Origin of the sequence: Bradyrhizobium algeriense, from assembly GCF_036924595.1 — a bacterium.
GTDB lineage: Bacteria > Pseudomonadota > Alphaproteobacteria > Rhizobiales > Xanthobacteraceae > Bradyrhizobium > Bradyrhizobium algeriense.
In genome coordinates, this window is record NZ_JAZHRV010000001.1 from 447,114 (window position 1) to 466,044 (window position 18,931).

19 protein-coding genes are annotated in these 18,931 nt (G+C 63.6%); 10 read left to right on the forward strand and 9 right to left on the reverse strand.

Annotation, left to right across the window (positions count from 1 at the left end):
• Nucleotides 1–258: 258 nt before the first annotated feature.
• Together V1286_RS02215 and V1286_RS02220 are read left to right on the forward strand one after the other, a co-directional pair.
• Entirely contained in the window at nt 259–1,749 is a 1,491-nt protein-coding gene (locus V1286_RS02215; RefSeq protein WP_334477289.1) for an amidohydrolase family protein, read from the forward strand.
• 2 nt (nt 1,750–1,751) lie between these two features.
• Nucleotides 1,752–2,696, forward strand: a complete 945-nt coding sequence (locus V1286_RS02220) for a CobW family GTP-binding protein (protein WP_334477290.1) — start codon at nt 1,752–1,754, stop codon at nt 2,694–2,696.
• A 54-nt stretch (nt 2,697–2,750) separates the two neighbouring features.
• Here the strand turns inward: V1286_RS02220 and V1286_RS02225 are convergent, their stop codons facing one another.
• The 4 genes from V1286_RS02225 to V1286_RS02240 all read right to left on the reverse strand — a co-directional run bounded on the left by V1286_RS02225 (nt 2,751) and on the right by V1286_RS02240 (nt 6,594).
• Complete coding sequence (locus V1286_RS02225; RefSeq protein ID WP_334489499.1) at nt 2,751–3,713, reverse strand: TRAP transporter substrate-binding protein; 963 nt, start codon at nt 3,711–3,713, stop codon at nt 2,751–2,753.
• Between the two features lie 41 nt (nt 3,714–3,754).
• Nucleotides 3,755–5,062 (reverse strand): TRAP transporter large permease, encoded by a 1,308-nt coding sequence (locus V1286_RS02230; protein WP_334477291.1) that lies wholly within the window; start codon nt 5,060–5,062, stop codon nt 3,755–3,757.
• A 1-nt stretch (nt 5,063) separates the two neighbouring features.
• Nucleotides 5,064–5,609, reverse strand: coding sequence for a TRAP transporter small permease (locus tag V1286_RS02235; protein ID WP_108520340.1), 546 nt, complete (start codon nt 5,607–5,609; stop codon nt 5,064–5,066).
• Nucleotides 5,610–5,814: 205 nt separating this feature from the next.
• Nucleotides 5,815–6,594 carry a DNA-binding transcriptional regulator gene (locus tag V1286_RS02240; protein ID WP_334477292.1) on the reverse strand — a complete coding sequence of 260 codons (780 nt, stop codon included), beginning with the start codon at nt 6,592–6,594 and terminating at the stop codon, nt 5,815–5,817.
• A 137-nt stretch (nt 6,595–6,731) separates the two neighbouring features.
• On the opposite strand from V1286_RS02240, the gene V1286_RS02245 reads away from it, so the two are divergent.
• Genes V1286_RS02245 through V1286_RS02275 form a run of 7 tightly spaced genes read left to right on the forward strand, consistent with a single transcriptional unit; the run spans nt 6,732 to nt 13,856 of the window.
• Nucleotides 6,732–7,550 carry an HpcH/HpaI aldolase family protein gene (locus tag V1286_RS02245; protein ID WP_334477293.1) on the forward strand — a complete coding sequence of 273 codons (819 nt, stop codon included), beginning with the start codon at nt 6,732–6,734 and terminating at the stop codon, nt 7,548–7,550.
• Nucleotides 7,534–8,466: a cupin domain-containing protein gene (locus V1286_RS02250; RefSeq protein WP_334477294.1), complete on the forward strand. Its 933-nt coding sequence runs from the start codon at nt 7,534–7,536 to the stop codon at nt 8,464–8,466. Before V1286_RS02245 ends, V1286_RS02250 begins: the two co-directional genes overlap by 17 nt.
• Nucleotides 8,467–8,494: 28 nt before the next feature.
• A complete protein-coding gene (locus V1286_RS02255; protein WP_334477295.1) occupies nt 8,495–9,466 on the forward strand; it encodes a DUF6282 family protein in 972 nt (323 codons plus the stop codon).
• Nucleotides 9,467–9,524: 58 nt separating this feature from the next.
• Nucleotides 9,525–10,604 carry an alpha/beta hydrolase gene (locus V1286_RS02260; RefSeq protein WP_334477296.1) on the forward strand — a complete coding sequence of 360 codons (1,080 nt, stop codon included), beginning with the start codon at nt 9,525–9,527 and terminating at the stop codon, nt 10,602–10,604.
• A 42-nt stretch (nt 10,605–10,646) separates the two neighbouring features.
• Entirely contained in the window at nt 10,647–11,615 is a 969-nt protein-coding gene (locus V1286_RS02265; protein ID WP_334477297.1) for a Bug family tripartite tricarboxylate transporter substrate binding protein, read from the forward strand.
• 11 nt (nt 11,616–11,626) lie between these two features.
• Nucleotides 11,627–12,388, forward strand: coding sequence for an SDR family NAD(P)-dependent oxidoreductase (locus tag V1286_RS02270; protein ID WP_334477298.1), 762 nt, complete (start codon nt 11,627–11,629; stop codon nt 12,386–12,388).
• 49 nt (nt 12,389–12,437) lie between these two features.
• Nucleotides 12,438–13,856, forward strand: coding sequence for an aldehyde dehydrogenase family protein (locus tag V1286_RS02275; RefSeq protein ID WP_334477300.1), 1,419 nt, complete (start codon nt 12,438–12,440; stop codon nt 13,854–13,856).
• 26 nt (nt 13,857–13,882) lie between these two features.
• Here V1286_RS02275 and V1286_RS02280 read toward each other — a convergent pair whose 3' ends face one another.
• The gene (locus V1286_RS02280) at nt 13,883–14,812 is read right to left on the reverse strand and encodes a GlxA family transcriptional regulator (protein ID WP_334477301.1); all 930 of its coding nucleotides are present in this window, start codon (nt 14,810–14,812) and stop codon (nt 13,883–13,885) included.
• 163 nt (nt 14,813–14,975) lie between these two features.
• On the opposite strand from V1286_RS02280, the gene V1286_RS02285 reads away from it, so the two are divergent.
• Nucleotides 14,976–15,806 (forward strand): dienelactone hydrolase family protein, encoded by an 831-nt coding sequence (locus tag V1286_RS02285; protein ID WP_334477302.1) that lies wholly within the window; start codon nt 14,976–14,978, stop codon nt 15,804–15,806.
• A gap of 1 nt (nt 15,807) precedes the next feature.
• Here V1286_RS02285 and V1286_RS02290 read toward each other — a convergent pair whose 3' ends face one another.
• From V1286_RS02290 to V1286_RS02305, 4 genes are read right to left on the reverse strand one after another with little or no spacing between them, the layout of a single operon-like run.
• On the reverse strand, nt 15,808–16,335 hold the full coding sequence (locus V1286_RS02290) for a MarR family winged helix-turn-helix transcriptional regulator (RefSeq protein ID WP_334477303.1): 528 nt from the start codon (nt 16,333–16,335) through the stop codon (nt 15,808–15,810).
• A gap of 18 nt (nt 16,336–16,353) precedes the next feature.
• Complete coding sequence (locus V1286_RS02295; RefSeq protein ID WP_417021093.1) at nt 16,354–17,082, reverse strand: SDR family NAD(P)-dependent oxidoreductase; 729 nt, start codon at nt 17,080–17,082, stop codon at nt 16,354–16,356.
• Between the two features lie 12 nt (nt 17,083–17,094).
• Entirely contained in the window at nt 17,095–17,607 is a 513-nt protein-coding gene (locus V1286_RS02300; protein ID WP_334477305.1) for an aromatic-ring-hydroxylating dioxygenase subunit beta, read from the reverse strand.
• A 1-nt stretch (nt 17,608) separates the two neighbouring features.
• Entirely contained in the window at nt 17,609–18,922 is a 1,314-nt protein-coding gene (locus V1286_RS02305; protein WP_334477306.1) for an aromatic ring-hydroxylating dioxygenase subunit alpha, read from the reverse strand.
• Between the last annotated feature and the right edge of the window lie 9 nt (nt 18,923–18,931).

An 18,931-nucleotide genomic window follows, 5' to 3' on the forward strand; every position in this document is an offset into this window, starting at 1 on the left:
GGTAACGGAGTTACAGCTGGTTCCCGCTGTTGGCCGCTTACCCCAAATCTTCCCGTCCCCTCTGACGAGGCTACCGTCGCGATGAGTGCCAAAGATGTGGAGCGATACGCATGATGCGTCGGCATCGGTGGAGGTGGTCGTCGACCCGAAAATCTGCCTCTATTGGAAAGACGGCCTGCACGTAGCCGGCCCTGGGTGTCTGCGGAGTGGCTGCCGGCCTTGCCGGAGCCTAAAGTTCTTGCGTGGGAGAGCGGCGATATGGGTAGTTTGGTGATCAGTGGCGGCCGGGTGGTGGATCCGGCGAGCGGGATGGACGCCATTGGCGATGTGGCGGTGGTGGATGGCCAGGTCTCCGCTGTCGGCACCGGGCTCGGCGGCGCCGAACGGGTGATCGACGCGACCGGGCTGGTGGTGGCTCCTGGCTTCATCGACCTGCACGCGCACGGCCAGTCGATCCCGGCCGACCGCATGCAGGCGTTCGACGGGGTGACGACGACGCTCGACCTCGAGGCGGGCGTATTGCCGGTCGCATCCTGGTATCGGCGCCAGGCCGCGCATGGGCGCGTGCTGAACTACGGCGCCGCCGCCAACTGGGCTTTTGCGCGCATCGGCGCGATGACCGGCTCCAACGCGGAAAGCTCGCTGGAGGCGTTCGGCAATGCCATGCGCGATCGCCGCTGGATCGACAACGTGGCCAGCGACACGGAGGTGGCCGGCATCCTCGACCGCCTTGCAATTGGATTGAACGAGGGTGGCATCGGCATCGGCATCCTCAACGCCTATGCCCCGGGCGCCGGCGTGCAGGAGCTGACCGCGGTGTGCCAGCTCGCGGCGGCGCATGATGTCGCGACCTTCACCCACGTAGCCTACATGTCCCGCATCGACCCGGAAAGCGCCGCCGAGGCCTATATCCGCCTGATCGGCTATGCCGGCGCCACCGGCGCGCACATGCACATCTGCCACTTCAACTCCTCCAGCAAGACCGACGTGGAGCGGTGCGCCGTGCTGGTGGCCAAGGCGCAGGCGCAGGGCCTGCCGATCACGGTGGAGGCCTATCCGTACGGCACCGGTTCGACGGTGCTGGCGGCGGCCTTCTTCAGCGATCCGGATTTCGAGGCGCGCAATGGACTAGGCTACGATTCGGTGCAGCGGGTGACCGACGGGCGGCGCTTCCGCGACCGCAAGGAGCTGCTGGCAGCGCAGGCGGAGGAGCCGTCCACGCTGGTGCTGTGGCATATCCTGGATACGGAGAACAATCCGCACCATCGTGACCTCCTGGACATATCGGTGCTCTATCCCGGCGGCGCGATCGCGTCCGACGCGATGCCCTGGACGCTGTCGGACGGCAGCGCTTACACCGGCGACGCCTGGCCGCTGCCTGACGACGCCACCTCGCATCCGCGCTCGGCGGGTTGCTTCACCCGTTTCATCCGCGAGTGGGTGCGTGAGCGCAAGACGCTGTCGCTGCTGGAAGGCGTCCGCAAATGCGCGCTGATCCCGGCGGAGATCCTTTCCCACAGCACGCCCGCGATGCGTACCAAGGGAAGGCTGCAGCCAGGCGCGGATGCCGACATTGTCGTGTTCGATTTCGAGGCGCTGACGGACCGGGCGACTTTCTCGGCGATGAACCGTCCGTCAGAGGGCGTCCGGCATCTGGTGGTCAGCGGCGAGCCGCTAATCAGCGATGGCGTGCTGGATGTGGCGGCGAGGCCCGGCCGGCCGGTGCGCCGGCCCATTGCCGAGAGTTGATTGTGCCGGTCCCGATCCTGCTGGTCACCGGTTTCCTCGGGGCAGGCAAGACTACGGTCGTGAACCACCTGCTGGCGCATGCCGAGGGGCGGCGGATCGCCGCCGTGGTCAACGATTTCGGCGCGATCAACATTGATGCGGAGCTGGTCGCGGGCGCCAGCGATGGGGTGGTCAGCCTGAGCAACGGCTGCATCTGCTGCTCGCTGGAAGGCGATCTCTTGCGCACGCTCGCCGCCCTGCTGCGGCGTGATCCGCGGCCGGAGTTCATCGTGATCGAAACCAGCGGGGTCGCCGATCCCTCGGATATCGTGCGCAACCTGATGGATCCGATGATCTGGCGGGAGGCGCCGCTGGAAACGGTGCTATGTGTGGTGGACACGACGACAACTGAAGAAGCGTTGAACGACGCGTTGCTGCGCTCTCAGCTGCGGGCAGCCGACGTGGTGGCGCTGAGCAAGGTGGACCTGGTGGACGCGGCGGGTCGCGCAAAGCTGCGCGATGTCGTCCGGGCACTGCGTCCGGCGGCGGTGGTGGTCGATGCCCTGCATGGCGAAGTCCCCGCAGCGCTGCTGTTCCCCGCGGATTTGGACCGCGTGCCCGCGCCGCGCGAGATGGGGCCGCGACGGCCGGCAGTTGACCGGTTCGAGACGCTGAGCTGGACATCGGAACATCTGGTGTCGCTCCCGCGGCTGCAGCAGGCGATCGGCCGGCTGGCGCCGAAGCTCGCCCGGGCGAAGGGGTTGTTCGAGACCGTGGAGCAGCCGGGGCGGCTGACGGTATTTCAGCTCGCCGGCGGGCGCGCGACGTTGGCACCGGGCGGGGCGCTGCCGGCCGGGGCACTGCCGGCCGGGGTAGCGCGGGCGCGGATGGTATTCATTGCCGAGATTGGTGTTCTCTCGACCGCCGAGATCGACAGGGTCATGGAAGCGTGCATCGAAGCCGGGTGAAGTCGCGTCCGGCAATCGAATGCCGGACGCGACTGGAGCACAATAACGATCGTCTTACTTCTTGTAGGCGGCGATCACGGCTTCACCATCGGGGCCGGCCTTCTTGAGCCAATCGGCCGTCAACTGCTCCCCGATCTTCTCAAGACCCGTCTTCAGCGCCGGAGGCGGCGGCAGCACCTTCATCTTGTTGGCCTGAAGCTGTTCGAGATACCACTTCGCCTTTTCTTCCGCGAGTTTCCAGCCGCGTTCTTCGGCGACCGCCGCCGCCTTGAGGATCGCGTCCTGGGTCGGCTTGTCGAGCGCGTCAAAAGCCGCCTTGTTCACGAAGGTAACGTTCTTCGGAATCCAGGCCTGCGTATCATAGAAATGCGTCATGGTTTCCCACGCCTTGCTGTCGTAGCCGGTCGAGCCTGAGGTCATGAACGCGTTCACAACGCCGGTAGCCAATGCTTGCGGCAGTTCCGCCGCCTGGATGGTGACAGGCTGCGCGCCGACAAGCTCGGCGATGCGCGAGGTGCCGACATTATAGGCGCGCCACTTCAAGCCTTTCATATCCTCAACGGTGGCAAGGTCCTTCTTGGCATAAATGCCCTGCGGACCCCACGGCACCGCGAAGAGGAGCATCAAGCCTTGCGATGCGAGCTTCTTTTCGATTGCGGGTTTCGAGGCAAGCCATAGCTTCTTGGCTGCCGGGTAACTCGTCGACAGGAACGGGATGACATCGATGCCGAACATCGGATCCTCGTTCTCATGCAGCGAGATCAGAACCTCGCCGGCCTGCGCCTGTCCGGTGGCGACCGCACGCTTGATTTCCGGCGCCTTGAACAGCGAGGCGGCGGCATGCACGGTGATCTGCAGCTTGCCGCCGGTGGCGTCACCGACGTCCTTGGCGAACGCGATCAGGTTCACCGAATGCGGATTGTCCGCCGGATAGGCGGCCGGGAGATTCCATTTGGTCTGCGCCGCTGCTGGAACGACAAGTGCGGGAGCGGCAAGCGCCGCCACGCAGGCGGCCATAGCGCACGTCTTAATAAGCCTGAACATGACAATACCTTTCTCTAGCCAGGGAATGCTATCCGCGGCAGCAGCATCACGATAGCAGGAAAGACCGTGATGATGGCAACCGCCAGAACGAGCAAAAAGAAGAACGGCAGGGCGGCCTTGGCGACCGTGTTGGAATCCTTGCCGCTCATGGTCTGCAGGACGAACAGATTGAAACCGACGGGCGGAGAGACTTCCGCCATTTCCACCACCAGCACCAGGAAAATGCCGAACCAGACGAGGTCGAAGCCGGCCTGCTTCACCATCGGAATAACGATGGCGGTGGTCAGCACGATCATGGAAATGCCGTCGAGTGCCGTGCCGAGCACGATGTACATGACGGTCAGCGCCGCGATCAGTGCATAGGGACTGAGCTGGAGGCCGTTCACCCAGTTTGCGAGCGCCAATGGGATGCCGGTATAGGCCATCGACGTGCCCATGTAGGAGGCGCCCGCGAGGATCAAGAGGATCATGCAATTGACCCGCGTCGCGCCCATGACGCTCGCCCAGAACGATTCCCAGCTCAGCGCGCCTTGCCACCATGCGATGGCGAGCGAGCCCAGCACGCCCCAGGCCGCGCATTCCGTTGCCGTCGCCCAGCCCATCAGCAATGACAGAAAAACGAAAACGATCAGCAGCAGACAAGGAATAAGATTGAGCGATTCTGCGATGCGCCTGCGAAGGCTCATCGGCGGATCGGCCGGCGGCGTGCGCGTCGGATTGGCGAGCGACCAGATCGCGATGTAGCCGGAATAGAGCATCATTACCAACAGGCCCGGCAGAAATCCGGCGAGGAAAACCTGAATGATGGAGACGTTCGCCTGCACGGCGTAGACCACCATGGTGATCGACGGCGGGATGAGAATGCCGAGCGTGCCTGCACCGGCGAGAGAGCCGAGGCTCAGGTTTTCGTCATAGCCGCGCTTCTTCAATTCCGGTAGCGCAATCTTGGCAACCGTGGCGCAGGTCGCGGCCGATGATCCCGATACCGAACCGAATACACCGCAGGCGAGCACATTGACGTGCATGAGCCGGCCCGGCAGCCAGTTCAGCCAGGGCGCAAATCCACGAAACATTTCCTCCGACAACCGCGTGCGGAACAGAATTTCGCCCATCCAGATGAAGAGTGGCAAGGCCGCGAGCGACCACGACGCGCTGTTGCCCCACACCGTTGTCGCAAGCACGCTGCCCGCCGGAATGGCGCCGCCGGCGAACTGCATGCCGGCCCATCCAGTCGCCATCAAGGCGACGCCGATCCAGACGCCGGCACCGAGCAGCAGCGCAAGAAATCCGAGCAGGATAGCGGCGATGGAGAGAAGCTCCATGTCAGACCCCACTCTGCATGGCGCGTTCGACGATCTCCTCGGCGCTCGTCGGCTTCGGCAATTCGTAGCGCGGCGCGAAGCCGCGCAGGACATGGACCAGCTCATCCACGAAAGCGATGAAGAGTATCACCAGCCCGCCACTGTAGCCGAGCTGCGGAATCCACAGCGGCACCGCGATGACGCCTTGCGAAATGTCGGAAAATTTAAGGGATTGCCAGGTCATGATCGCAGCATGCCACGCGAAAAAGCCGATGAAGCCGACGCCGACGAGGAGCGCTGCGATCTCGACATAGTGGCGGACGTTGTCGTTGAGGCGATCGATCAAGAGGCCGACGCGGATCATCTCGCCGTGCTTGAAGGTATGCGCGAGCCCGAGGAAGGCCGTCGCCGCCATGCACCAGGAGATGAAATCATCGCCCGCCGGAATATTGACGCCGAGCGGCCGGCCGCCCGACAACAGCAGCATCAGCACAAAAATCGCAATCAGGAAAAGTCCGGCGAGATAGCCGGAGAAAAGGTAGATTCGATCAAGAAACACGCGGATCATACTGTGTCCTTCTCCTCGCACGCCTATTGCCCGCAAGCAATAGTGGTGCCACTTCCGGTAACCGTCCGCTGCCGGAAAGAGTCTATCGATCCTGGCCGTGGGCGAAAGCGGACACCGAAATCAGTCCCCGGAATACGCGACAGGGTTTCGGAATTGCTCCGGGCCGTCAAGGCCGACTCACGACGGATACGGTCAAGCGCAGCCTCTATTGCTGCAGCGACGAAACACTTGCGGCGATGTTGTCGGCCAGCGCCTTCACAAGAGGCACGTAGCGCTGGACGACGTCCGCGCGGTCGAGCGCCGAGGTGAAATAGGTCATGCCGACGGTGGCGAGCACGCGCTGGTTGACGATGATGGGAATTGCGATCGTGCCGGACGAGCGCGGCTCCACCATCGGGTCGCGTTCGGCGAAACCTTGCTTGCGGATCGCGGCCAGCAAGGACAACGCCCGCTTTCGCTCCGTGGCGAGTTTGTCTTCGCTCTCCTGCGACCGTGTGAGCATGTCGAGCAGCATCGACCGCTCGCTCATGGGGCAGAATGCCAGGTAGGCGCGCCCCAGCGCCCGCCCGAGCAGGCTGAGGTGCATGTTGAGGGTGCCGTGAAACGGCGAGACCGGGCTGTCGGGAATGGTGCTGAAGCGAACCACGACAGAACTCCTGTCGAGGACAGCGATGGCGATTGGCCAGTGATATTGTCGCGTGAAGGCGAGCGCCCATGCGCGCGCGGCCTCGACCACCAGCGGATCGCCGTGAAAGCCGTTGCTCAGCGATTTGACCCGGGAAGCTACCGCGTAACCGCCCTGCCGCCGGTCGTTGGCGGCATAGCCCATCGCGCATAGCGACTTCATCAACCGCACCACCGTCGACTTCGGCAACCCGGTCGCCTTGTGCAGGCGGTCGATCGAGGTGACGCGGTGGCGATTGAGTTCCTCCAGCAGCAGGAGCGTGCGGGAGGCGGCTTCGACGGTGTCGGATTTGAGCGGCATTTTGAAATTCCACCTGGTGGAACGCTTTGAATTAGCTATGGCCCACCGCCGCCCGCGCTGCAATGGTTTTCGCCAAGCCACGTCGGAGTCCGTTCTTCTAAAGGACGGCCCCGAGCAGATGGCGGGGAGGAACAGCCGTGTCCGGAGACGTCGTCAGGCCGCATTTTTCGTCATTCCGCCACCGCTTCTCCGCGCGGCAGACCGTCGTCGGCACGTTCATCAAGACGCCGACCACGCATGCTACCGAGATTTTTGGCGCGCTCGGCTACGATTTCGTCGTGATCGACGAGGAACACGCGCCGATCGACCGCGCGATGACCGATATCATGCTGCTCGCCGCGCGCGCCAGCAACCTCGCCGGCATCGTGCGGGTGTCGTCGGACGATCCGGCCAAGATCCTGTCGTGCCTCGACTGCGGCGCAACTGGCGTGCTGGTGCCCCACGTTGCGACGGTCGAGAAGGCGCGCGCGGTTGCGGCCGCCGCGCGATACCGCGGCGGACGGCGCGGCTATTCCGGCTCGGCCCGCGCCGGCGCTTATGGCGGCACCCCGATGTGGTCCCTTGTCGATGAACAGGATGCATCGGTCTGCGCGATCGCGATGATCGAGGATCCTGAAGCGCTCGATCACATCGACGCCATCGCTGCCGTCGACGGAATCCACGGGCTCTTCATCGGTCGTGGCGATCTCACCGTTGCGCTTGGCGCCAAGTCGTCGGCCGACGCGTCCGTGAAGGATGCGGTTATCAGGATCATCGCGGCGGCAAAGAAAGCCGCCAAGCCGGTCTGCGTGATGGTGGCGAGCGCGGCGGAAGCCAAGGATTTCGCCGGCCTCGGCGCCAGCGCCTTCATCATCTCGTCGGATCAGGGCCAGATGCGCCGGGCCGCGGCGCAAACGCTGACCGATTTCAAAACCCTCGTTCAAACCACGGATGGCTCACATGTATCACAGCTCTGATCCCCGCGCGGCGCTCGCCGCTGCTCCGGTCGGCACCAAACCCGCCGCCACCCACTTTGCGGGCGCGGAATATGCGAAATTCTACGAAACGCCGCCAGCTGAGAATCAAAACGGCGCGCGTACCTGGTACGCCCGCGGCCAGAATTTCATCATCGCCTATAGCGACGCCGACAAGGGCGCCTTGCTGAGCCGGACCAACCAGCCCGACGAATATGTCGTGCTGCTTCCCGATCCAGGTGCGGGCGCCGAGATCGTGTGGGGCAACGAGCGTAAGGTCGTCGGCGGTCACTCCATCAGTTTCGTGCCGGCGGGCGCAAGCGCCGTCACGCTGCTAGGCGCTGCCAAGGTGGTGCGCATGGTGACGACGCGATCGGAAGATCTCGCAATGCTGTGCTCCAACGCCGCGTCCTACGCGACGCCGCATCCCAATCTGCCGCCGTTCGAGCCGTGGCCGGAGGCGACGGGGGGTCCTAAAATCCGCACCTACAGCCTCGACGTCGCGGCAACGCCGGGCCGGTTCGGGCGGATCTTCCGCTGTTCGACCTTCATGGTGAACTTCCTCGAGCCGAAGAACGGCCCGCGCGATCCGAGCAAGATGTCGCCGCACCACCATGACGATTTCGAGCAATGCTCGCTGGCGCTGGCCGGCACCTTCATTCACCACCTGCGCTGGCCATGGACGACCGACATGGCCCAGTGGCGCGACGACGATCACGAGAGCTGCGGATCGCCTTCGATCGCCGTGATTCCGCCGCCCTCCATTCACACCTCGCAGGCCGTCGATCCCAAGCTCAATGTTCTCGTCGACATCTTCTGCCCGCCGCGCATGGATTTTTCGGCCAAGCCGGGCTGGGTGCTGAACGAGGACGATTATCCGATGCCCGTGCAAAGCCCCGCCGGCAAATCCGCTGCCTGATACGTTTTCAATCGAAAGGGCCCCCACCATGGCCGACAAGCAAGTGTCCTATCCAACCACCGTGCCGTTGCCGACGCTGTCGCGGGCGGCTGAGGTCGCCGAGCTTCTGGTCGGTGCGATCGATCTGCACTGCCATAGCGGTCCGGCGGCCATGCCACGCATTCTCGATCATCATGAGGAACTGCTCGATGCGGCGGCCGCGAAATTCCGTGCCGTGCTCTACAAGGATCACTTCTACGCCGGCATGGCGCATGCGATCCTCTTGGAGAAGTTGTTTCCCGAAACCAATGTGAAGCTGTTTTCAGGCATTGTGCTGAACAATGCGTCGGGCGGCATCAACCCTCACGCCGTCGACCATGCCATCAAGCTCGGCGCCAAGATCGTCTGGATGCCGACGCTGTCGGCGGAGAACCATATCAACGCCATGGCGGCCGGAAACTCGACCTTTCCAAAGACCGCGCAGAAGATGCTTGATCCGATCCCGCTTTCCGCGCTCGATGCCAACGGCAAGCTCACGGATGACACGAAGAAGGTCATCGACCTCATTGCCGAGGCGGACATCATCCTGGCTGGCGGTCATCTGCCGGCCAGCGAGTTGCATATCCTGTTCGACGAGGCGGCGCGGCGCGGCGTCAAGAAGATGATGGTCAACCACCCGACCTATATTGTCGGCTGCAACGACACCGATATCCGCCAGTTGGTCGCGCGCGGCGTCAAGATGGAACATTCGATCTGCATGTTCATCGAGGGTAAATCCTTAAAATACAGCCCGGATGATCTCGCGCACCTGATCGAAGTGGCCGGTGTCGACAATACGATCCTGTCGTCCGACCTCGGGCTGCAGGGGTCGCAGCGTCCGGTGGATGGCTTCCGCAGCATCACGCAGATCCTGCTTGATCTGCAAATGCCGAGCACCGCCATCCGGAAGCTCATCAGCGACAACGCCGCACGGTTCCTGAATCTTCCGATGAGCCAGTCGGCCGCGCAGAACGCCGCATAGCAAGACAAGCGCAAAAACCGCGAGAAGCGGCGCGCACCATTTGGGGAGGAGGCAGATCATGAGTTGCGGTGGACGCCGTTTGAAAGGCTGGAAGCAGTTGCAGCCGTTTGCTGCGGCATTGCTGTTCGCTGGACTAAGCAACGCGACCGTCGCCGAAGAGGGGCGCAAACCACCGAAGCCGCCGATCATCCTGGAATCGACCGGCGCGTATGAAGTGGGCGGCAAGGTCGTCGCCAAGCCCGGTGACCCCAGCCAGACGCTCTCCTGCGACCACGGCTACGTCGAGTATTTCATCCCCGCGAAGAGGCGCAGCGTCGGCCTGATCATGTGGCACAGTTCCAGCACGAAGGTGTGGGAAAATCGCTGGGACGGCGGTGAAGGCTACAAGAGCATTTTCCTGCGCAGGGGATATCCGGTTTACCTGTGGGACGGTCCGCGCGTCGGTCGCGCGAACTGGAGCTGCGAGCCGATCACCTACACGCCTGATTATTTCGATCAACGCAACTTTGCCGCCTGGCGTTTCGGCCTGACCCACCTCAACTGGCATCCGGGCCTGCAGTTTCCGACCGCCGACAAGGAAGCCTGGAATCAGGCGACGCGCGCCCGTTACGACGAGTTCGATACACTCGAGAATGCATTGCTGCAGGCGGAGGCCGGCGGCCAGGCCATCGACAAGATCGGCCCCGTCATTGCCGTCACCAATTCCGCGGGCGGCTGGCGCGCGTTGTTGTCGGCACTGAAGGCAAAAAGCGGCAACATGAAGGGCATCGTTGCCTACGAAACCCCGGGCTTCGTCTTCCCGGAGGGCGAGGGGCCCGCGCCCAAGCCGGATGCGCCGTATGGTCCCAATGCCGTGCCGCTGGCCGAGTTCATGAAGCTGACGAAGTTTCCGATCCAGATGGTGTTCGGCGACTACACCGACACGCGACCCATCTGGAAAACCTCAGTCGAGGTGGCGAAGACCTTCTGCGATATCGTCAATCGTCACGGCGGAGATTGCGAGGTTTTGCTGCTGCCCGACGCGGGCCTGCGTGGCAACACGCACATCGCCTTTGCCGATCTCAATAACGAAGCCGTTGCGGACGAATTATCCAAATGGTTGGGCCGCAAGGGCCTGGACAAGTTTGCTGCAGAATAAGCGCTGGTGCCAACGCGAGCCCGTACGCAATTCGGAGGAAACATGCGCCTGCTCTCTTTCGGCCTCGTCGGCCTCGCATTAGCCATTGCGCCATGTCACCACGCCGTCGCGCAGGAGTGGCCGAACCGTCCGGTTACCATGGTGGTGCCGTTCCCGGCCGGCGCCGCCGTCGACACGCTGGCGCGCGCCGTCGCGCACGCGCTGAGCGAAGATTTCGGCAAGCAGTTCATCGTCGAAAACCGTGCGGGTGCGGGCGGCAATCTCGGCGGGACGGCGGTCGCCAAAGCGGCTGCCGACGGCCATACGTGGCTGTTCGGGACTCCGGCGCCGATCGCGCTCAACAAGTTCATGTACAAGGGCCTGGCTTACGATTCCGAGCGCGATTTCATGCCGGTCGTGCTCGTCGCCAAGTCTCCGTTGATTATCGCGGCGACATCAGACTTTCCGGCGAAGACGCTTCCCGACCTGATAGCCTATGCCAAGCAGAACCCGGGCAAGGTCAATGTCGGCCATCCCGGCAACGGCACGCTCGGGCACATTACCTCGGCGCTGATCCAGCAGTTCGCCGGCGTGGAGATGACACATGTGCCTTATCGCGGCTCGGCGCCGCTGATCACGGATCTGCTGGGCGGACAAGTCAACGTCGCCATGGATTTCATGCCGACCTATCTGCCGCTGGTGGCTAGCGGCAAGGTCCGCGCGCTGGCCGTGACGACGAGCCAGCGCGTCGCGCAACTGCCCGATGTGCCGACGGTGCAGGAAGCGGGATTCAGGGGATTCGAGGCGACGGCGTGGTACGCGATCGTAGCTCCCACCGGAACGCCGCAGGACATCGTGGGCAAGGTGAACAATGCGGTGAACGGCTTCCTCAGGAGCGACAAGGGCAAGACCATCCTCGAACAAAACTCGCTGCAAGGCGTCGGGGGCTCTCCCGACGACCTCAAGGCATTCATCGACGGCGAGCGCACCAAATGGCGTCCCGTGATCGAGGCTGCAAAGATCACGATGTGAGGCCGCCATAGATGACTGCTATTGAAATTCCTGCGCTGTCGATTCCGAAAGTTGCGCTCGTCACGGGCGGCAACAGTGGCATCGGCAAGGCGACGGCGGCGCGGCTTGCCGCCATGGGGTCGGCTGTCGTGGTCGGCTACAACAGCCGCCGCGGGCAGGCCGAAGAGGTGGTCGGGGGCTTGCAAGGCCGCGGGCATCTCGCGATGCGCATCGCGATCGACGATCCGGCTTCCATCTCCGAGGCCGCGGCGGCCGTGGACAAGCAGTACGGGCGGCTCGATGTGCTGGTCAATTGCGGAGGCGCCACCACCCCTGTGCCCGCCGCCGATCTTGACGGACTGACGGACGATATCTTCGACCGGACTGTTTCGCTCAATCTGCGCGGGCCATTCGCCATGGTTCGCGCCTTTCGTCCGCTGCTGGAACGCGGCAGCGGAGCGGCCATCGTGAACATCTCGTCGATTGCGGCGCGCACGGGTTTGGGCAGCAGCCTGGCCTATCTGGCGGCAAAAGCGGGCGTCGACGCGCTCACGATCGCGCTCGCGAAAGTACTCGCGCCGAAGATCCGCGTGTTCTCGGTTTCGCCGGCCGGTGTGGATACGGATTTTGTCGCCGGCCGGAGCCGCGAACAGTTGCAGAAGATTGCGGAAAAATTGCCGCTGGCCCACGTCACCACGCCCGATGATGTCGCAAGGGCGACGGTAGCCTGCATCGTCAACCTGACCAGCTCGACGGGAATTGTGGTGCCGGTGGACGAGGGTAGGCACCTTTAGAGCGGAAACACCAATCACGCCGCAGTGCTGATGTCACGGATAGGGGACGATGGAAAAATTGAAATTCTACATCGACGGCGCCTGGGTCGATCCAGCTACGCCCTCAACCCTCGGAATAGTCAACCCTGCGACGGAGGAGACATTCGCGCAGATCAGCCTGGGCTCGAGGCTGGACGTGGATCGGGCCGCCAAGGCGGCACGCCGCGCTTTCGCGACGTATTCCGTAACTGATGTCAAAGCGCGTCTGTTCTGGCTTCAGAAGATCATCGAGGTCTTTAGGGCGCGTCTGCCGGAGCTGGCGCGGATGATGACCCTGGAGATGGGCGCGCCGATCACGTTTGCCACCGAGCGTCAGGCGACCGTCGCGCTGTTTCATTTCGAAGAGGCTGCGCGCGTGCTTGCGAACTACAGGTTCGAGGAGCGGATGGGGAACGGGATCGTCCGCCGCGAACCGATCGGTGTCTGCGGACTGATCACGCCGTGGAACTGGCCGTTGAACCAGGTTGCCTCCAAGGTCGCGCCGGCGCTCGCCACCGGTTGCACCATCGTCCTGAAACCCAGCGAGATCGCGCCGCTCAGCGCGATGATGTTTGCGGAGATCGTCGACGCCGCGGGTGTCCCGGCGGGCGTCTTCAATCTCGTTAACGGAGACGGGCCTACGGTAGGCGAGGCGATTGCCGCCCACCCCGAGATCGACATGGTGTCGTTCACCGGGTCGACAACGGCCGGCGTAAGGGTGGCCAAGCTTGCGGCGGATACGGTCAAGCGCGTCGCGCAGGAACTGGGCGGCAAATCCGCCAATATCATCCTGGCCGATGCCGACGTGAAAGCTGCCGTGACCCAGGGCGTTCACGCCTGTTACACGAACGGCGGCCAAAATTGCCAGTCTCCGACGCGCATGCTTATCCCTCGCGCGCAGCGGGACGCGGCATTCGCGGCGGCGCGCGAGGCTGTCGACACGATCCGCCTGGGTGACCCGCTCGATCCGGCGTCCACCATGGGGCCGCTGGTGAGCCAGGCGCAGTTCGAGAAAGTGCAGGACCTCATCCAGTCCGGCGTTGACGAAGGGGCGACGCTGGTGGCTGGCGGAACGGGGCGGCCATCCGACGTCAACCGCGGATACTATGTTCGCCCGACGGTGTTCGGTGACGTGACGCCGCACATGAAGATTGCACGCGAGGAGATCTTTGGCCCGGTGCTATCGATCATGAGTTACGACACCGAGGACGAGGCGATCGAGATCACCAATGACACGCCGTTCGGATTGGCGGGCTTCGTGCAGTCCAGCGATCCTGATCGCGCTCGCACCGTCGCCAACCGCATCCGCGCCGGGCGCGTCTATCTCAACGGTGCGCCGTTCGACCGCAGCCTGCCCTTTGGGGGCTACAAGCAGTCCGGCAATGGGCGAGAGTTCGGGGTCTTCGGGTTTGAGGAATATCTCGAGGTGAAGGCCATACTCGGTTACTGAGGCTGGCGCATCGCGAGCGAAGGCACTCAGGCGGCGGGACGGAAATGTCCGGGCGGGTGTTTCGTATCGCGCCGGATCAGCCGGCGAAGCGTGGAAGGCTCCGCATAACCGACCTGCCGCGCGATCTGCCCGACCGACAGGCGCGTGGTCTCAAGCAGGAATCGCGCGGTCTCCAGCCTGATCCGTTGCACGAACTGAATCGGTGAGACGCCGCATGTCGCTGCAACTCGCCGGGCAAATGTCCGTGGCGCCAACGCGACGGCTTCGGCGAGTTCCTCTATCGCAAAGTCGCGCGCGATGTTGTCGCGCACCCATTTCTCGGCCTTGGCAATCCTGGGGTCCTGGCTCGCCAGATAATTGATCGCCATGAACGGCGCCTGCGAGCGCCGCCCGTCCAGCAGAAGATAGTTGGCGCAGGCTTTCGCCAGGCTTGGTCCTGCAAACCGGCCGACGACAGCAAGCATCAGGTCCATCTGCGCCATGGCTGCGCCGCCGGTTGCGATCGGCCAATCGGCGACCACCATCTGCTCCGTCAGCAGTTCGACGGCGGGATAGCGCTGCCGGAACAACGGCGCGAACCACCACGTTGTGGTTGCCCGCCGGCCGTCGAGCAAGCCCGTCTCCGCCAGCAGGAAGGTGCTCGCGCAGGACGCGGCGAGCATGGCACCCCGTCCGTGCGCCCGCCTCAGCATGTCGCCCGCGTGGCGGCACGCCGGGCTCTTCAACTTCACGTCCAGTGCGTCCGCCGTCGCCGTGCCAAGACCGGGGACGATGACGAGTTCGATTCCGCGCAGGTCGACGCTGCTGCGGCGGGATCCGCAACGCACCGTCGTAACCTTGAAGGGCGGAACGCGCTTCGCAGCACTGATGCGGTTGGCCGTTGCCATCACATCGTGGGTGATCGCCGCGCTCGAGGCCATGCACCCCTCGATCTCGACAATCGCGACTTTGGTCATGTCAAAAAATACCCGATTAATGTCAATTTTGACACTAGCCTGCCGGCCTCGAAATCGCAATGATATCTGTGAAGACATCCCCCGGAGAGCATTGGCTGCAGGCACTTTCAGCCCTGCGCTATGGCCCTGTCCGGTATTCATCGACCAACAAGGAATTGCGCCGATGCCGAAACGGTCCATGAAGCAGGACGATCCGCTTGAGGATTTCACGCGCCGCGATATCACGCTCGATGGCGTAAGCAAGGTCGTCTACGTGGCCGGCGCAGGGCCTGCCGTCATCGTGATGACGGAGATGCCGGGCATCAGCCCGCACGTCGCGCGGTTTGCCCGCTGGGTCCGCGACGCCGGCTTCACCGTCTACATGCCGTCGCTGTTCGGCCGCGATGGTGCCGTTCCAGGCGCGGAGGAAGGCGCCGCGATCTTTCAGCGCGCCTGTGTGAGCGCCGAGTTTCGCGCTTTGGCCGCAAACGAATCCAGTCCGGTGACAAAATGGCTGCGTTCGTTGGCGCATTTTGCGCATGGCGAGTGCGGCGGTCCCGGCGTCGGCGCCATCGGGATGTGCTTTACGGGAAATTTTGCGCTGACCATGATGCTCGAACCGTCGATGCTGGCGCCGGTGCTCTCGCAGCCGTCGCTGCCGCTGAACAATCCGGCAGGTATTGAAATCGCACCCGACGAAGTCAGGGCCGTTCGCGAACGGCTCGACAGGGAAGATCTGACGGTGCTGGCCTATCGCTTCGCGGGCGACAAGTTCTGCATGGCGCAACGCTTTGCGGCCTATGCGGAGGCGCTCGGTGATCGCTTCATCGGGCGGGTGCTTCCGGACAGCGCGGCGAATACCGATCTTGCGCCGTTCTTCGAGCGCCACGTCACGACCCCGCATAGCGTCGTCACCGCACACCTGATCGATGAGGCCGGCCAGCCGACGATCGCGGCCCGCGATGAAATCCTGGCGTTCTTCAAGCGCAGGCTCGCGCCTTCGCCTGGGGTCTAAGTCAGGAATGCTTGTCGAGGCGCCGCTTGAGCAGCGTCAGATGTTGCAACAGATCCGACTGCGCGACGTGTGACAGTTCGCCGATCAGGGCAATCACCCATTCCTCATGCCGGCGCGCCATCCGGCTGAATTCCCTGGCGCCTTCCTGCGACAGGCGCAGGCGAAAGGTGCGGCGGTCCTCGGAATCGACCTCGCGATGGATGAAGCCATCAGCTTCCAGCTTCTGCACCAGCGCGGTGATCGCGCCGTTTGAAACCATCAGGAGGTCCGAAACCTCGGACATGGTCGCGCCTTCAGGCTTACGCGTGAGCTGTGCCAGCAGGTCGAAGCGGGCCAGCGTGGTGTTGAACTCCTTGCGTAGCCGGGCGTTCAGCGCCTTCTCGATGCGGGTGGCGCAGGAGAGCAGCCGCAGCCAGATTCGCAATTCCAGATGCGCGCCGTCGGATTCGTGCGCCGGCTCGACCGGCCGCAACGCTTGCCCGCGTGCGCTCTTCGGGGATCGGGCCTTTCGTTTGACTGTGGCATCCATGGCTTGGGTCTCACCGGGCTAGATGGAAATCGATCCGATGCTGGCTCCGCCGCAGACATAAAGTGTCTGCCCGGTGATGAAGTCGGCATCAGGTGAACTGAAGAACGTGACTGCGCGCGCGACGTCGGCCGATTTGCCGAGGCGGCCGAGCGGAATCGACTGTGCCAGCTTCCTGGCGCGTTCGGATTCCGGCGACATCACGCTCTCGAACATCTCGGTATCGCCGATCGGGCCGGGTGCGACGACATTGACGGTGATTCCAAAAGGGGCGAGTTCCAGCGCCCAGGTCCGCGCCATGCCGATGATGCCGGCCTTGGTCGCCGAATAGACCGTGCGTGTGGCAGCTCCCAGCGCGGCGCGCGACGACAGCAGCACGATGCGGCCGAAGCGAGCCTGTTTCATGCCCGGCAGCGCCGCCTGCGCCAGCGCAATCGCGGCGCCGAAATGCAGTTGCGCTAATGCGCCGACGTCCTCGTCGGCGACCTCTTCCAGCAGCTTGGCGCGGATCGCGCCGGCATTGTGAACGACGTGGGTGATCGCAACTTTTGCCGCGATCTCGTCTGCCGCCTGCCGCGTCGCCGTCGCATCGAGCAGGTCGACCTCGCGCGAGGAGAGTTTTGGATGGCTCCAGTCGGGCTTGCGCCGCGACAGCGAGATCACGTCATAGCCCTCGGCCAGTAGTCCGCGCGCGATCGCAGCGCCAATGCCGGTATTGCCGCCGCTCACGATCGCCGTGTGATGGACCACGCTCATCCTCCGTCACATGAAGAGCTGGATGTTGCCGAAGGCAGCATCGCAATTGATCAGGTCGACGCGCTTCAGCTTGATCCTCAGCTTGCCGTCTTCGACGCTGAGATGATGTGTCGCCCAGGCCGCATAGAGCGTCTGCTCTTCCAGGCGAGTCTCCACATAATGCATCGCCGTCCAGGTAACATAGCTGTTGGCGGCGGCGTCGCGCGAATCGACCTGCGGCGTCTGCAATACGTGATGGCAGCGGCTCTTCGGCTTCTGGCTAAAAGTCCGCGCGCCCTTGAGCCGCTCGACCCGGATCGAGAGCAACAGCTTGTCCTCGTACATCAGCGAGCAGGTCAGTCGCGGATCGGTTTGATTCCATTCCAGCGGCATCCAGTAGAAGGCGTCGTCGGCGTACATGTCGAGCCATTCGTCGAAACGCTGCTGGTCGATCAGTCGCGCCTCGCGAACCACGAAGTCGATCAACTCCTGATCGGTGGGGACCGCATTCTTGAGGGGAGCCTCGGCGAGCATGCTCATGTCACATCCCCATCGTCATGAACTTGGACCACGCCCGGAACTGATGGCGCATCGGCCACTCGCTGGTCCCGTTGACCGCCACGTTGGTCTGTTCGGCTTCGTCGGGGCTGTAGAGGCGCTGCAGGTTCACCCACTCGTTGCCGTTCGAGTGCAGGCCTTCCTGCGCCCGTTCATACATTTCGAGGTCGTCATGGCCGACGATGGAGGTCGGCGCATTGATAAGCCGGTTGTACATCAGCGTGCGTTCGAGCAGCATGTCGGGCGCATCGACGAGCTGGAACGTCCAGGACTCGACTAGCGTCTTGTTGGCCGCGATCGGCTTGAAGTGCCGCAACAACTGGATCGGTCCCTTGATCATGATGTTGGGGAAATAGACGGTGTTGTGCCGGTTCTCGCCGAGGATAGCCTTGGCGCGTTCCTCGCCATAGGCGGCTGTCATCTTCTCGAAATAGCCGGGCACTGCCGAATAATCGGAGTGGATCGAGTGGTGCACGCCGGTGTGGCCGTGGCCGTTGTCCCAGATCCGGATACCCATGTTCTCGAAGAACTCGTACGGACTCATGAAGGGGGCGATGATCTCGACCGCCATCGGCTTTTTGGTGCCGGGCGGCGCCTTCTTCCAGACCTCGACCACGGTGCCGGCGGAGGATTCATGCGCGACCATCGGATGGCAGGTGTCGGTCTGGTTTTCGACCAGCATCTTCCAATTGCAATTGTGCATGTAACGCAGCACGCCGCCGGCGACCTTGAGCTGGCCGGCCGGCGAACGGTCGATCATGTTGTCGAAGCTCGACAGGCTTTCGCCGAAGAACTCCTCGAAATCGAGGCCGCCGCCGTTGATCTTGGCGAACACGAAGCCGCGATAGTTGCGGACGTGGCGCACTGGCGCCATGCCAGGCGCGGCGTGGCTCTGTTCGAAGCCGGTGTTCTCGTAGCCCTTCTTCAGGGGGATCGCGAGCAGCGAGCCGTCGGTCTTGAAGCTCCAGGCGTGGTAGGGGCAGCGGAAGAATTTTCCGGTGTTGCCGCAGGTCTCGGACGTGATGCGCGTGCCCTTGTGCGGGCAGCGGTTGTGCAGCACGTGCACCTTGCCGTCGGTATGGCGGACCAGCAGCACCGGCTGCGTGCCGATCGTGGTGCCGAAATAGTCGCCGGCATTGGGGACCTGGCTGTCATGGCCGACATAGACCCAGCTATTCGGGAACATATGCTCCATTTCGAGCTGGAACACCTCTTCGCTGACATAGACGTCGCGGTGAACCTCCTGCTCGCGGACCAGCGCGCGAAGCGCAGCGGCGTTGCCGGCGTATCGGGTCATGCGTTCCTC